Source organism: Nonomuraea insulae, assembly GCF_042656245.1.
Map to the genome: position 1 here is coordinate 160,557 of NZ_JBHSPA010000013.1, position 13,585 is coordinate 174,141.

Below are 13,585 nucleotides of genomic sequence, written 5' to 3' on the forward strand. Positions count from 1 at the left end.
TTCGAGTCCTGTTCTGGAGGAGCAATGCGGAAGCAGAAGTGGCTCATCACCGGTGTCAGCACGGGCCTTGGGCGTGCCTTCGCCCAAGCCGCCCTGGCCGCGGGGCACACCGTCGTTGGAACGGTCCGCTCCGAGGAGGACCTGCGGGCCTTCGAAGGGCTCAAACCCGGGTACGCTCACGGCCGCATCCTGGATGTGACCGACGGCGACGCCGTCTCGGGTGCGGTCGCGGAGGTGGAGCAGAGCGTCGGCCCCTTGGATGTCGTCGTCGCCAACGCCGGTTACGGCCTGGAGGGCACCTTCGAGGAAACCCCGCTGGCCGAGGTGCGGCGGCAGTTCGAGGTCAACGTCTTCGGGGCGGTGGCCACCCTGCAGGCAGCACTCCCCCACATGCGCCGGCGCCGGCGCGGTCACCTGATGGCCGTCACCTCCATGGGCGGGCTCATGGCCGTGCCCGGCATGTCCGCCTACTGCGGCAGCAAGTTCGCCCTTGAAGGCATCCTCGAGGCACTGGGCAAGGAGGTCGCGCAGTTCGGGATCCACGTGACGGCGATCGAGCCCGGCTCCTTCCGCACCGACTGGGCCGGACGGTCCATGACCCGCGCGGCGCAGTCCATCGACGACTACGACGAGCTGTTCACCCCCATCCGTGAGGCGCGGCGTAAGGCGAGCGGGAACCAGCTGGGCAATCCGGCCAAGGCCGGGGAGGCCGTCGTGCACATCGCGTCGGTCGACCAGCCGCCGGCCCATCTCGTCCTGGGTTCGGACGCGCTGCGACTGGTCACCGCCGCGCGCGTGGCCGTGGACGAGGACATCCGCGCATGGGAGACGCTCTCCCGTACGACCGACTTCGCCGAGGGCGCTCAGCTCTGATGCCCGGCCACCACCCCGCGCGGAGCCGACGCACCACCGAACGCAAGGGCGATGTCCGGGAGCGGGCCATTCTGGACACCTGCGAAGCCCTGCTGGCGCAGAAGGGCTACGAAGCCATGACCGTCGGCGACATCGCCCAGGGCGCCGGCATCACACGCGGGGCCCTGTACTTCTACTTCGGCTCCAAGCAAGAAGTGGTCACGGCGCTCGTGGCCCGGACCGTTGAGCACCTGTGGGAGCGGTCCCGGGCCACCGCGGAGACCGACGAGCCGCGCCAGGCCATCGCAGCAGCCATGCGGCGGACGGTCGAGCTGTGGAACGAGCACGGCCTGGTCATGCGCATGGCGATCGACCTGTCGTTGACCGTGCCGGAGATCGGCGCGCTGTGGCGCCGTACAGCTGACTTGTTCATCACGGCCATCACCGCTGTTCTGGAACGAGCGGGCGTTCAGGCCGGCGCCGAACCAGAACAGGCGGCAGCGATGGCACGCGCGCTGTGCTGGATGATCGAGCGGACCTTCTACCATGCCTCGCAGGAGTCCAGCGAGAAGCTGCAGAAGGCATCTTCGACCTGCGAACACATCTGGCTGATCAGCGCCGGCGTGACCACCTGACGCATCCGGCATGGACGGTGAGGCCACAGGCGATCCGTTCGGGCCCGGTCACCTGGATGGGCCTTCGGCGGGGAGTTCGACGCGGCGGAAGATCCGCCACAGGGTCAGGTCGTAGAGGGTCTTGGCGGTCCCGGCGATGAGGAACGGCCAGGCCAGGCCGAGGGGCTGCAGCAGCCCGGCCAGCGCGGGACCGACCGGGCGGGTCAGGTAGCGGGCGGTGTTGGTGACGGCGGCCGTGGTGGTGCGCTCGGTGGGCGGGACCATGGCCATGACGTAGGCCTGGCGGGTGGGCACGTCCATCGAGGACAGGCAGGCGCGGGCCAGCAGCAGCCCCGCCGCCACCGGGAACCCCGGGGCGAAGGCGACGCCGATGAGCAGCAGGTTACTCGGCAGGTGGGTGAAGACCATCGTGTTCAGCAGCCCGATCCTGGCCGCGATGACCGGCGCGAGCAGGAAGGAGGCGGTCTGCAGGACGGCACAGCCCGCGAACAGCAGCCCGATGCTCGCCGTGTCAGCCTGGTAGTGGACGCCCAGCCAGTAGGCCAGATAGGCCTGCACGACGAATCCCCCGGCCAGGCTGTCCACGGCGAACAGCGCCGCCAGCCGGACCACGACCGGGCGGGGCCGGAGCGGCGCGGAGACCTGAACCGAGGTCACCTCGAGCGAGGCGGGCAGCCGCAGGACCAGCAGCGCACCGGCCACGCCCACGGCCAGCAACACCCCGCCGAGCAGCGACCGCGAGGGCGGGAACGCGCCCAGCAGCGCGCCGGCGGCCCCGGCGGTGGCAGCGACGGCGTTGTAGAGGCCGAAGCCGCGCACGGCCACGCCACTGCCGTCCAGCATGACCTGCTCCACGGTGGTGAACGGCCCGGACTCGACCACCTCGACCGACAGCGCGCCGGACAGGGCGGCCAGGCTCAGCAGCCACACCGGAGCTCCGACCGCGATCAGCGACCCGCACAGGGCCAGGGCCAGGTACAGCACGGCGTAGGAGCGGCGACGGCCGAACCGGTCGCCCCAGCGGGCCAGAGCGATGCTGGCCAGCGCTCCCCCGGCCATCACGGCGGCCAGCACGAGACCGACCCCGGCGGCCCGCAGCCCCTCGGCCCGCAGCAGCGTGGCGAGCTGGACGGCGGCCAGGCCGTACGCCAGACCGCGTAAGGCCTGCGCTGCGAAGATCAACCGGGCGGCACTCACGCGGGCTCCCTGCCGAGCCGCAGCCGGCGGTGGAAAAACTCGATGTCGGCCAGCTCCCAGATTCGATCTCGTCCGTTACCGAGGACTTTCGGACACGAAGATCGCTATACCGAAAACGTACGGTAACGGACCTACGCGGACCGCGTCCAGCATCCGTTTCGGTACGAACGATCGGCCGCTCTTTACCTGCCGTCTGACAATGTCGAGTTGTCTAGGAGGTGAGCCATGATTGATCGTATCGAGGCGCGCTCCCTGTCGGCCGCCGAGCTCGGCGGGCCGCTCCTGTGATGGTCAAGCAGCTCATTGAGGCGGCCGGTACGCTGCTCGACCTGTTCGGCGTGCTGGTCATCGTCGCGGGGACGATCATCGCGAGTGTTGCCTTCTGCGGCCGCGCGATACGGCGGCAAGCGGGCATCGCCTACCCCGCCTACCGCCAGGCGGTGGGGCGGACCACCCTGCTCGGCTTGGAGCTGCTCGTCGCCGGTGACATCATCAAAACGGTGGCGATCTCCCCCACCTTTCAGACCGTGGGCGTCCTGGCCGCCGTCGTGCTCGTCCGTACCTTCCTCAGCGTCTCGCTCCAGGTGGAGCTGGACGGCCGCTGGCCGTGGCACGGGCGGTTGCGGGGTTGACCAGCACTGCGGCCCGAACGCCCGTTCGGTGCGTCAGGGAGATGGGCGGCTCACAGGAGGATGCGCCGGTGCTTCGCCCGCTGAGGCGGGATCTGGACCCTGACCAGCTCTCGCATGGCGCGCAGGGCTCCCGTTCGCCGGGCCAGGGCGAAGGCCTGGCGGGCCGTCTCGACCGACTGCTCGCGTTCGTGGGCGTCGGCGTAGGCATGGGCCTTGCGGGCCAGCGCGTAGGCGGCGGCGTACGTCGGCAAGATCTTGGCGGGTGCCTGTTCCAGGAGTTCGATCGCGCCCCCGGCGCGGCCGAGTTCGACGAGGCACCCGGCACACAGGGTGTTGTGCGCCTCAGGTGAGCAGTCGAAGTGGTAGGGCGTGTCGTCCTCCGGCTCCGCGAGTGACTGGGCGGACTCCTCCAGCCGGCGAAGGCACATGTCGAGGTCTCCGGCGAGGGCGTGTCCCTGCGCTTCGTGATGCCGTGACAGCGCGTCCATCCGTGGCGGGAGGTGGCCGTGCTCCCGGGCGGCGACGGCCAGGTCAACGAGGTGGCCGGGGTCGTCCTCCGCGTCGGACAGACCGCTCCGCTGGGCGAGTGTGTAGGCCTCCAGGAGTGCGTCCGCCGCTTCATGTGCCTCGCGAATGGCCTCGTCCGACCAGGCCAGCGCCCCGTCAGGGTCGCCGTTCTCGTGGTGCATGCGGCTGATCTGTTCCGCGTTCTCCGCCGCGAGCAGGAGGAGGTCCCGCCTGACAGGCGAACCGGCGTCGCGGTGGAATTCCTCGATCCCGGCATGGACGGCCCGCAGGACATCGATCTGCTCGGCAGGCCGGAGGCCGGCCCGCGTGTACGCGTCGGTGATCGCCCGGAAGTAGCCGACCGTCGCGTCGTCGGCCCGCTGAGGCGCCTCGATCGCCCGGCCGGTGCGCTCCTCCTCCTCGGCCGTGAACGCGCCCGGCAACAGGGGGACGCCGGTCAGGTAGTGCCACAGCGTTGTCCCGGCGGCCTCGCCGACGAACAGCTCCGCCTCGTCCACGCCGAAAGCCCGGCAGAGCAGCTCCGCGTGCCGCTCGTCGGGCCGCTGCTCTCCGGACTCCCAGAACCGAATGGTCCGGGCGAGCGACTCCGGTGCGGGCAGCCGATCCCGCTCGGTCTCGTCCGTCACCTCCAGCAGCCGGGCTGCCAGCTCTCTCTGGCTCCACAGCCGCCCGCGGCGCAACACCCGTAGCCGGGCGGCCCAGATCGGAACAGCGACGTCAACCATTGGCCTGCCCTCCACCGTTGTGGCGACCATCGTCCCTTTCGTACCTATTTATTCCCATTATCCGCTCTATGTCACCTCGGGATGCCGAATCGCGCCTAGGGTCCGGTGACCATTCCGGCGACGAGGTTGATGGCGGTGGCGAGAATGCTGGTGCCGAAGACGTAGGACAACAGTGAGTGCCGCAGCACGACCGCACGGATCGTCGAACTTGAGACGTCGGTGTCGGACACCTGGTAGGTCATGCCGAGGTTGTAGCTGAAGTAGAAGAAGTCCCGGTACGCCGGCGGATGGTCCGAATTGAAGTCGATCCCGCCCGCGGCGGCGTAGTAGGCGTGGGCGTAGCGGGTCGCGTACATCAGATGCAGTGCGGCCCAGGCCACGAACACGCCGCAGAGCGCGATCGCGGCCGCGACGTGGCCGGTGTCGGACTCGCTGCGCAGGAGCAGCAGCACGATGGCGACCAGCCCGCACAGAGACGCCGCGACGACCACGAGTTCCTCGGTGACGGGCCGGAAGTCCTCACGCCGGACGTTGTCGTGCGTGGCCGTGGCGTCCATCGGCCACATCACCGCCCAGCCTGCCAGAACGAAGAGCAGTTCCGTCGCGGCGATACCGGCGAGAGCGCCCATGGAGGCGTCGGTCAGCAATCCGACGGTCACGCCGGCTACGATCCCCAGCGTCACCGCGCGCGCGAGGCGCGGCACGGCATCAAGCGGCAACCAGATGCTCATGCACCAACATCGTAGCCCCGTTGTCGCAGATCAGCCCGTTGGATGGCGGGTCCGAGCGGAAAGCAGCGGCGTCCAGCCGGCCCACGATCGGCGCGAACAACGACGGCGGCTTCCGCCCCTTCGCGAGGCATGAGAACACCGCCGGGTCCCTCAGGACCGGCAGGCGTCAGGCTTGGAGAGCGACGACGGCTTCGTCGGTGTAGGTGAGGAAGGTCAGGGTTTGGTGGAAGTACAGCTCGATGGTGGTGGCGTCGTGGCTGGTGTAGCCGATGGCCAGATCCTGGCCGAGGCGGAGCTCGAAGTCGCCGCCGCGGGTGGAGACCACGAACGCGCCCTTGAGGGCCGGTGCCCAGATCGGCTCTCCGTCCAGGATTCTGGTCAGATGGGCGACGATGGGGTAGCCGTGGTCGGAGGTCTCGCTGACCGCGGTGTAGGCCTCGGCTCCGAGCAGGAGTGCGTACGGCCCGTCGACACCGGCCAGCCGCAGCGACGTCAGGGCCCTGCTGATCGTGTCCGGGTAGTCGCGGGGTTCGGCCGGCAGTCTGAGCACCGGGTTGGAGCTGCGTGCGCGCAGCCCGTCGATGCCCGCGGCGACGTATCCGTCGAAGATGGTCTGGTCTTCCGCGTAGGCCATGGCGCGCGCGGCGTCCTTGACCGGCTGCCAGTCGGAGTTCTTCGATCCGCGTTCGACGTCGTCCACGGCCGCCCTGCTGACGGTGAACGGCACCCGCAACTCGACCAGCGGCTGCACCTGGCGCAGCCGCGCGGCGACGCCGGACGCGGGCGGCTCGATGTCGGACAGATGCCCGGTGCCGACGGCGGCCAGCTGCGGTCCCGCCGGGTCCGGTACGTCGACGACGCGCCGGCCCGCGACGTGGCGTCGGAAAGTGCGGCGGGCCTCCTCCTCGATCTCGGCCCACGCTTCCGGCGTGATCGGGGCGAGCTCGCGGTGCAGGTTGCTGACGGGTGTGGTCATGTTCAGGCTCCCTTGAGACTGCCGATGCGCAACGACCCGGCGTCGGCGCCGCCGGGGTCGGTCGCGTCGGTGGCCGGCACGCCGGTGACGGTCGCGTCGAGGTCGTCGAGGTCATCGAGGAAGTCGGCGCTCGGCACGAAGAACAAGCCGCCGGTGACGGCCGTGGAGAAGTCGAGGATGCGGTCGGTGTTGCCTGGGGGGTTGCCGATGAACATGTTGCGCAGCATCTGCTCGGTCACCGCGGGCGTGCGGGCGTAGCCGATGAAGTAGGTGCCGAACTCGCCTCTGCCGACGCTGCCGAACGGCATGTTGTCGCGTACGATCTGCCGCTCGACGCCGTCCTCGACGATGGTGTTGAGCGCGACGTGGGAGTCGGCGGGCTTGACGCCGTCGGGGAGCTCGACGTTGGCCATCTTCGTACGCCCGATGACGAGTTCCTGCTCCTCGACGGTCAGCGACTGCCAGGCCGCCAGGTCGTGCAGGTACTTCTGCACGATCACGTAGCTGCCGCCGCGGAAGCGCGGATCCTCCTCGCCGATGAACACGGCCTCGGCGGCGGCCCGGCCCTCGGGGCTCTCGCTGCCGTCGACGAAGCCGAGCAGGTCACGCTCGTCGAAGTATTTGAAGCCGTGCACCTCGTCGACGACCGTCACGGCGGGACACAGCTCAGTGATCAGCCGGGCCAGCTCGAAGCAGAGGTCCATGCGCCGGGCGCGCAGGTGGAAGAGCAGATCGCCCGGAGTGGCCGGCGCCTGGTGGCGGGGGCCGCGCAAAGCCTGGAAGGGATGCAGTTCGCTGGGCTTCGGGTCGTCGAACAGGCGGTCCCAGCCCGCGGAGCTGAAGCCGACGACGCAGGTGAGGTCGTCGTCGGGCGCGCGGAAGGCCACCGACCGGATCAGGCCCGGCAGGTCCTGGAGTGCCGCCCGGACGGCCGCCTCGCCACCGGGCGCCATGGTGGCCACGAGGAACACGGCCGCCCTCGCGGGTGGCCTGACAACGGGCTGAGTCGCGATCATCTGGCTCCCGCCGGCCTTCGAGCACGGGCTTCGAGCACGGACAACGTCAGGCTATCCGTCGTGGATCTCCGAACCCCCACTGGGTCAGCCGATCGACAGGCCGAAGGGGTTGCCCTGGGGGTCCTTGAGCCGCTTGCGCGCGTCGTCCCGGCCGGAGTCGACGGTGGCGCCCAGGCTTCTGGCTCTTTCCACCGCGTCCTGCTCATCCGCGACGCGGAACAGTGGCATGGCGTAGTCCTTGCCGTACAGGCCATGGTCGGCCATGCCGCCGATCCGCCGATGGTCATGGCTGAACACCGTGTAGTACGAGTCCGGCGCGCCTGGGTCCAGCTCGAAGGTCCAGCCGAAGCACTCGAAGTAGAACTCCTTGGTGGTGTCCACCACGGTGGTGCCGATCTCGAATCCGCCCAGCGCGCCCTCGACGATCTCGAGTGGCTGCTGCCGGTCGTCGGAGTAGAGGGTGAACGGGTTGCCCAGCGGATCGCGCAGTCTCGCGTAGACGATGCCCTGACCCTCTGGCGGGCCCGCTGCTGCCGACGGTGTCACCACCGTGGCGCCGGCCAGCTGGATCTTCCCCAGTTCCCCGGGCACATCGCGGGCGAGAATCGACAGGCTCAGCTCGTCGCCGGGGGTGAAGATCCCGCCCATCGGACGCGTCCCCTCGCGTGCGACGATCTCGGTGTACTCCGGTGAACGCGACTCGAACGTCCAGCCGAACAGCCCGCCGTAGAATCGCGCGAGGGTTTCGATGTCAGATGTGCCGATCTCAAACCATCCCACCATGCCCGGGGAAATGTCGCTCATGGTCGGTGCATCGCCTCATTCCGGCAACCGCTAACGACCACCCAGGTCAGCAGCCGGTCAATCTCGGCGCAGCACACTGTCGCCGGCGGACCGCTCCGCCCGGCCGCCCGACGGGCCGGTGGGTTCCAGCCGGACGACGATTCCCTTCGACGTCGGCTGGTTGCTGAACTCGGCGACGCTGTCCAGCGGCACCAGGATGTTGGTCTCCGGGTAGTAGGCGACGGCGGAGCCGCGGGTGGTGGGATAGGCGACCACGGCGAAGTCTTTCGCACGGCGCTCGGCGTCGGTCCACACGCTGACGAGGTCGACGCGCTCGCCTTCGGACAGCCCGAGTTCTCTCAGGTCGGCCGGGTTGACGAGGACGACCCGGCGGCTGCCGTGGATACCTCGGTACCGGTCGTTGAGCGTGTAGGGGATGGTGTTCCACTGGTCGTGGGAGCGCAGCGTCTGCAGCAGCAGGTGACCGTCGGGAACGCGCGGCATCTGCCCGGTGTTGCGGGTGAAGAGCGCCTTGCCCTGCGGCGTGGGGAACACTCCCTCGTTGACCGGGTTCGGGAGGGTGATGCCGCCGGGACGGGCCACCCGCCGGTTGAAGTCGTGCAGTCCTGGCACGATGCGGGAGACGCGGTCACGGATGGTGCCGTAGTCGGCCTCGAACTGCGTCCAAGGGATGTCCGCCGTGCCGTCGAGGGTCCGGCGGGCGAGGCGGCACAGGATGGCGACCTCGCTGAGCAGGTGCTTGGAGGCCGGCTTGAGGTGCCCACGGGAGGTGTGCACCTCGCTCATCGAGTTCTCCACGGTGACGAACTGCTCCCCGTCGGCCTGGATGTCGCGTTCGGTACGGCCGAGGGTCGGCAGGATGAGTGCGGTCCGGCCGCAGACGGTGTGGGACCGGTTGAGCTTGGTGGAGATGTGGGCGGTGAGGCGGCACCGGCGCATGGCCTCCTCGGTGACGGCGCTGTCCGGCGCGGCTCGGACGAAGTTGCCCGCCAGAGCGAGGAAGAACGTGACGCGGCCCTCGCGCATCGCCCGGATCGAGTTCACCGAGTCCAGGCCGTGGGCACGAGGCGGGTCGAAACCGAACTCCTGCTGAAGTGCGTCCAGGAATGAGTCCGGCATCTGCTCCCAGATGCCCATCGTGCGATCGCCTTGCACGTTGCTGTGCCCGCGTACCGGACAGACTCCGGTTCCCGCCCTGCCGAGGTTTCCGCGCAACATCAGGAAGTTCACGATCTCCCGGATGGTGGCGACGCCATGCCTGTGCTGCGTCACTCCCATCGCCCAGCAGACGATGACGCGCCGGCTGCGCAGGACTTCGTCGCGAACCTGCTCGATCTCCTCGCGGGCCAGCCCGGTGGCGCTGAGGACATCCGTCCACGCGATGGCGCGGACGTGCTGGGAGAAGTCCTCGAAGCCGCTGGTGCGGGACTGGATGAAGTCGTGGTCCAGGACCTGGCCGGGGCGGGCGTCCTCCGCCTCCAGCAGGAGACGGTTGAGGCCGTGGAACAGCGCGAGGTCGCCGCCGGACCTGATGTGCAGGAAACGATCGGCGATCTTGACGCCCGATCCGAGCACCCCGTTCACCTGCTGCGGATTCTTGAACCGCAGCAGCCCGGCCTCAGGAAGCGGGTTGACCGCGACGATTCGGGCGCCGTTCCGCTTGGCCTGCTCCAGCGCGGAAAGTTGCCGCGGATGGTTGGTCCCGGGATTCTGGCCCACCAGGAAGATCAGGTCGGCGTGGTGAAGGTCGTGCAGACTGACCGTTCCCTTGCCGGTGCCCAGGGTCTCGTGCAAGGCGAAGCCGCTGGATTCGTGGCACATGTTGCTGCAGTCGGGCAGGTTGTTGGTGCCGAACGCCCTGGCGAAGAGCTGCAGGACGAAGGCGGCCTCGTTGCTCGCCCGGCCTGAGGTGTAGAAGACCGCCTCATCGGGGGAGTCGAGTGCGGTCAACTCCTGGGAGAGCAGCCCGAAGGCGTCGTCCCATCTGATCGGCTCGTAGTGGTCAGAGCCCGGCCGTTTGACCATCGGCTCGGTGAGCCGCCCCTGCTGGTTCAGCCACAGGTCGGAGCGCCGGCCCAGCTCGGAGACCCGGTGCCGGCGGAAGAAGTCGGCGGTGACGCGCCGCGTCGTCGCCTCGTCGTTGATGTGCTTGGCGCCGTTCTCACAGTACTCGTTGCGGTGCCTGTGATCTGGGGAGGGATCGGCCCAGGCGCAGCCGGGACAGTCGATGCCCGCCACCTGGTTCATGGTCAGGAGCGTCACCGCGGCTCGCCGCGGTGAGGTCTCCTCGATCGAGTACTCCAGCGCGTGCACCACCGCGGGCACCCCCGCCGCCCATTTCTTCGGCGGGGTCACGGTCAGCGACTCTTCCGGCTCGTCCTCCGGTGTTCTACGCATCAGGTCGTCCTGTTCTGAATCTTCGGGTCAGCCCACGGGCCAGGTGGGCACCCGGCACCTCGGCGGGTCCGCTTCGGCCTGGACGCGCCCATCGCGGATGGTCCCGCGCCAGGCCCCGCACTCCTCCCCGAGCCTTTCCATGAACTCCCTGAAACGCCGAAGTTCACGCCGGACCACACGGCGCGTGATTCCGGTGCCGCTCATGAGGACGTGCACACCGCCGAGCGGCTCGGTCTGCATCCGCACGGTGACCGAGCTGCCGCCCGACGCGGTGGACCGGAACGTCACCTCGCCCCGATGGCGAGGACGGCCCTCCAGGCTGCGCCAGACCACATGCGAGTCCGGCCGCTGCTCCACGATCTCCGCCTCGAACTCACGCCGTATCGGGCCGAAGCCGATGACCCAGCGGGTGATCGTGGGCCTGATCTGGTCGACCCGCTTCACCGTGGTCATGAACCGCGGAAAACTCTTGAACTGGGTCCACTGGTTGTACGCGGTATGCACCGGGACCGCGATTTCCACCATCTCTTCGATAGCGCGCATGAGTCGCCCGTCATTTGAGGCACTGCGATATCCGCGATCGTAAGATGAGGCGCCTTTGTGACTCCATCCGCAAACGTGACGATGTAGGCAAATTCCCGACCAAGGGCTCAGGACGAAGGGGCCTCCGCGGCCTCGGGGTGTTCGGCGTTCAGGGAGTCGATCAGGGCGTCGGCCTCCGGGTTGCGGACCGGGGCGATCAGGCCGATGAGGACGAACATCACCAGGGAGGACAGCACCGGCGTGGCCACCTCCACCGTCTGGGTCTGGCCGGGGAAGACATACTTCACGACGGCGAAGACCACGAGGCCGGTCGCCCAGGAGCCGATCGCGGCCGCGGGGCCGCAGCGGCGGAACGCCGGCAGCATGCCCAGCAACATCGGGATGGCGATCGGGCCGACCAGGGCACCGAACCAGAGGATCAGCAGGCCCAGCACACCGCCGAAGCTGTCCACGCTGAGCGCGATGCCCATCGACAGCGCGATGAACAGGAACGTGGAGACGCGGCCGGCCAGCAGTTCGGACTTGGAGGAGAGCTGGTGGGCGCGCTTCCAGACCGCGGGGATGATGTCCCTGATCACGACCGAGGAGATCGCGTTGGCGTCGGAGGAGGTCATCGCCATCGTGTGGGCGAACATGCCGGCGAGCACGAGGCCGATGAGGCCGCCGGGGAGCAGCTGCTGGGTCAGGAGGGCGTACGACTGGTCGGGTTCGGCGAGGTTGGGCAGCAGGATGGGGGCGGCCCACATCGGGAAGAACAGGCCGAGGGGCCAGAAGAGGTACAGGGCCGCGGAGAAGAGGGCGGCGCGCCTGGCCGAGTCGCCCGTCGGGGCCGCGATGAAGCGCTGGGCGAGGTTCCAGGTGCCGCCGTTGTAGGAGAGCGTGTTGATCAGCAGGTACACCATGATGAAGCCCACGGTGTACTTGTCGTTGAAGGGCTGGCCGTGGCCTTCGGGGAGCCGGTCCCAGAGGGTCCAGATCGAGGACACGCCGCCGAGCTGGGCCAGGACCGCGACGAACATGGTGATTCCGGCGATGAGCTGGATGATGAACTGGCCGAGGTCGGTGAGCGCGTCGGCCCACAGGCCGCCGATCGTCGAGTAGATCAGCGTGACGCCGCCGGTGAGCAGGACGCCCCAGGCGATCGGCACGCCCGCGAACACCTGGAGCAGCAGCGCGGTCGCCGCCCACTTGGCGCCCACGTCGAAAACCTTGAGCGCGGTGCCGCTCCACGCGAGCACCTGCTGCGCAGGAACGTTGTAGCGGGTCGCCAGGTATTCCAGCGGTGAGATGATCCCGAGCCGCTGCCGCAGCCGTGGCCAGCGCGGCGCGAACAGCCACGATCCGATCAGCATGGCGAACGTGATGCCGATCGCCCACCAGACGTACAGGGTGAAACCGGCGGTGTAGGCGATGGCCGCGTAGCCGACGAAGACCGCTGAGCTGTAGCCCGACATGTGGTGGGAGATACCGGACAGCCACCAGGGCATCTTGCCGCCGGCGGTGAAGAAGTCCCTGGCGTCTCGGATGCGGGATTTCGCCCAGATGCCGATGGCGATCATGACGAGGAAATAGGCGCAGATCACTAGCCAGTCGAGAAAGCCCATGAGGTCTCCCAGGTCGGGGGTGGGGAGCGGGTGGAGATAGAGGTCGGGGAACCGGGAGTGGCGGGGTCAGCCGTGGTGGACGGGGGCGCCGATCACGTCGCCCCCGCGAGCGACTTGGCGGCGGCCATGACCAGGCGGGCGGCGTCGGGCGTGAACGCGGCACGCAGCCCGTAGGCCCGGTGGGCCTCGTGGATCTCGTACCCGCCCGCGTCGTAGTGCGTCTCCGGATAGGGCAGGTAGCCGGGCACCCCGCCGGTGTAGCCGGCGACGAGCAGTCCGGGATCGCCGAGTGCGGCGCGCAGCTCCACGGCGAACTCGGCGAAGGGCTCGCAGGGCAGGAAGACCAGCGGCACGCCGCCCCACCGATGCACGGCGACCTGGACCTCGATCGTGGCCGGGCCGGTGTCGGCGAGCTGGGCCAGAGCCCACCCCACCCACATCCCGCCGGCTTCGTCCGCCAGGGCGCGCAGCTCGTCGGGGGTGAGGGGGTCGCCGAGCGGCAGCTCGACGCGTGTGGCGGCCACCGACACAGGTCCGGTGGCCGGGTCCGTGGCCGCGGCGAGCGCGGCCCGGCCGACCTGGGTTCCGATGCGCCCGGCGGCCTCGAAGGTCCTGCCGGGGCGGGGCTCGGTGCCGCGCAGGCTGTCGACCGCGGTGTGCCCGGTGTTGAGCTGGCCGCAGCAGCCCTGCAGGAACATGGCCACGCCGCCGATCGCGGACTCCAGGTGCCGGCGCGCGTAGCCCGGCCAGTCCGCGGTGAGCTCCAGGTTGTCGGGGCCGAGCGTCACCGGGTGGCAGGCGTAGGAGAACACGGTGGCGACGGGCTCGCCGTTCTCGCGCTCCAGCCGTACGACGGGGACCGCGGGGTCGGTGAGGGTGCCGCCACGCCGGTTGGTCGCGACGCCGTGGAGGGTGCCGTGACCACGGCGGAGCACGGCGGGCGCG

13 protein-coding genes are annotated in these 13,585 nt (G+C 69.4%); 3 read left to right on the top strand and 10 right to left on the bottom strand.

What is annotated here, in order from left to right:
- Positions 1-24: 24 nt before the first annotated feature.
- Complete coding sequence (locus ACFPZ3_RS10240; protein ID WP_379513756.1) at positions 25-873, top strand: oxidoreductase; 849 nt, start codon at positions 25-27, stop codon at positions 871-873.
- Entirely contained in the window at positions 873-1,487 is a 615-nt protein-coding gene (locus ACFPZ3_RS10245) for a TetR/AcrR family transcriptional regulator (RefSeq protein ID WP_379513757.1), read from the top strand. Before ACFPZ3_RS10240 ends, ACFPZ3_RS10245 begins: the two co-directional genes overlap by 1 nt.
- Before the next feature lie 48 nt (positions 1,488-1,535).
- Here the strand turns inward: ACFPZ3_RS10245 and ACFPZ3_RS10250 are convergent, their stop codons facing one another.
- Positions 1,536-2,684 carry an MFS transporter gene (locus ACFPZ3_RS10250; RefSeq protein WP_379513758.1) on the bottom strand — a complete coding sequence of 383 codons (1,149 nt, stop codon included), beginning with the start codon at positions 2,682-2,684 and terminating at the stop codon, positions 1,536-1,538.
- A gap of 287 nt (positions 2,685-2,971) precedes the next feature.
- Between ACFPZ3_RS10250 and ACFPZ3_RS10255 the strand changes: the two genes are divergently transcribed.
- Positions 2,972-3,316, top strand: coding sequence for a DUF1622 domain-containing protein (locus ACFPZ3_RS10255; protein WP_379513759.1), 345 nt, complete (start codon positions 2,972-2,974; stop codon positions 3,314-3,316).
- A 50-nt stretch (positions 3,317-3,366) separates the two neighbouring features.
- On the opposite strand, the gene ACFPZ3_RS10260 is transcribed toward ACFPZ3_RS10255, so the two are convergent.
- The 9 genes from ACFPZ3_RS10260 to ACFPZ3_RS10300 form a co-directional block, all read right to left on the bottom strand.
- The gene (locus tag ACFPZ3_RS10260) at positions 3,367-4,569 is read right to left on the bottom strand and encodes a hypothetical protein (protein WP_379513760.1); all 1,203 of its coding nucleotides are present in this window, start codon (positions 4,567-4,569) and stop codon (positions 3,367-3,369) included.
- Positions 4,570-4,664: 95 nt separating this feature from the next.
- Positions 4,665-5,300, bottom strand: a complete 636-nt coding sequence (locus tag ACFPZ3_RS10265) for a DUF1345 domain-containing protein (protein ID WP_379513761.1) — start codon at positions 5,298-5,300, stop codon at positions 4,665-4,667.
- A gap of 166 nt (positions 5,301-5,466) precedes the next feature.
- Positions 5,467-6,276: a family 1 encapsulin nanocompartment shell protein gene (locus tag ACFPZ3_RS10270; RefSeq protein ID WP_379513762.1), complete on the bottom strand. Its 810-nt coding sequence runs from the start codon at positions 6,274-6,276 to the stop codon at positions 5,467-5,469.
- A gap of 2 nt (positions 6,277-6,278) precedes the next feature.
- Positions 6,279-7,292 (bottom strand): Dyp-type peroxidase, encoded by a 1,014-nt coding sequence (locus ACFPZ3_RS10275; protein WP_379513763.1) that lies wholly within the window; start codon positions 7,290-7,292, stop codon positions 6,279-6,281.
- Between the two features lie 84 nt (positions 7,293-7,376).
- Complete coding sequence (locus tag ACFPZ3_RS10280; RefSeq protein ID WP_379513764.1) at positions 7,377-8,096, bottom strand: VOC family protein; 720 nt, start codon at positions 8,094-8,096, stop codon at positions 7,377-7,379.
- A gap of 57 nt (positions 8,097-8,153) precedes the next feature.
- Positions 8,154-10,493 (bottom strand): FdhF/YdeP family oxidoreductase, encoded by a 2,340-nt coding sequence (locus ACFPZ3_RS10285; RefSeq protein ID WP_379513765.1) that lies wholly within the window; start codon positions 10,491-10,493, stop codon positions 8,154-8,156.
- Positions 10,494-10,520: 27 nt separating this feature from the next.
- The gene (locus tag ACFPZ3_RS10290; protein WP_379513766.1) at positions 10,521-11,036 is read right to left on the bottom strand and encodes an SRPBCC family protein; all 516 of its coding nucleotides are present in this window, start codon (positions 11,034-11,036) and stop codon (positions 10,521-10,523) included.
- 107 nt (positions 11,037-11,143) lie between these two features.
- On the bottom strand, positions 11,144-12,640 hold the full coding sequence (locus ACFPZ3_RS10295; RefSeq protein ID WP_379513767.1) for a sodium:solute symporter family protein: 1,497 nt from the start codon (positions 12,638-12,640) through the stop codon (positions 11,144-11,146).
- Positions 12,641-12,732: 92 nt separating this feature from the next.
- Positions 12,733-13,585, bottom strand: an 853-nt coding sequence (locus ACFPZ3_RS10300) for a hypothetical protein (protein ID WP_379513768.1), incomplete at its 5' end; no start/stop codon positions are given.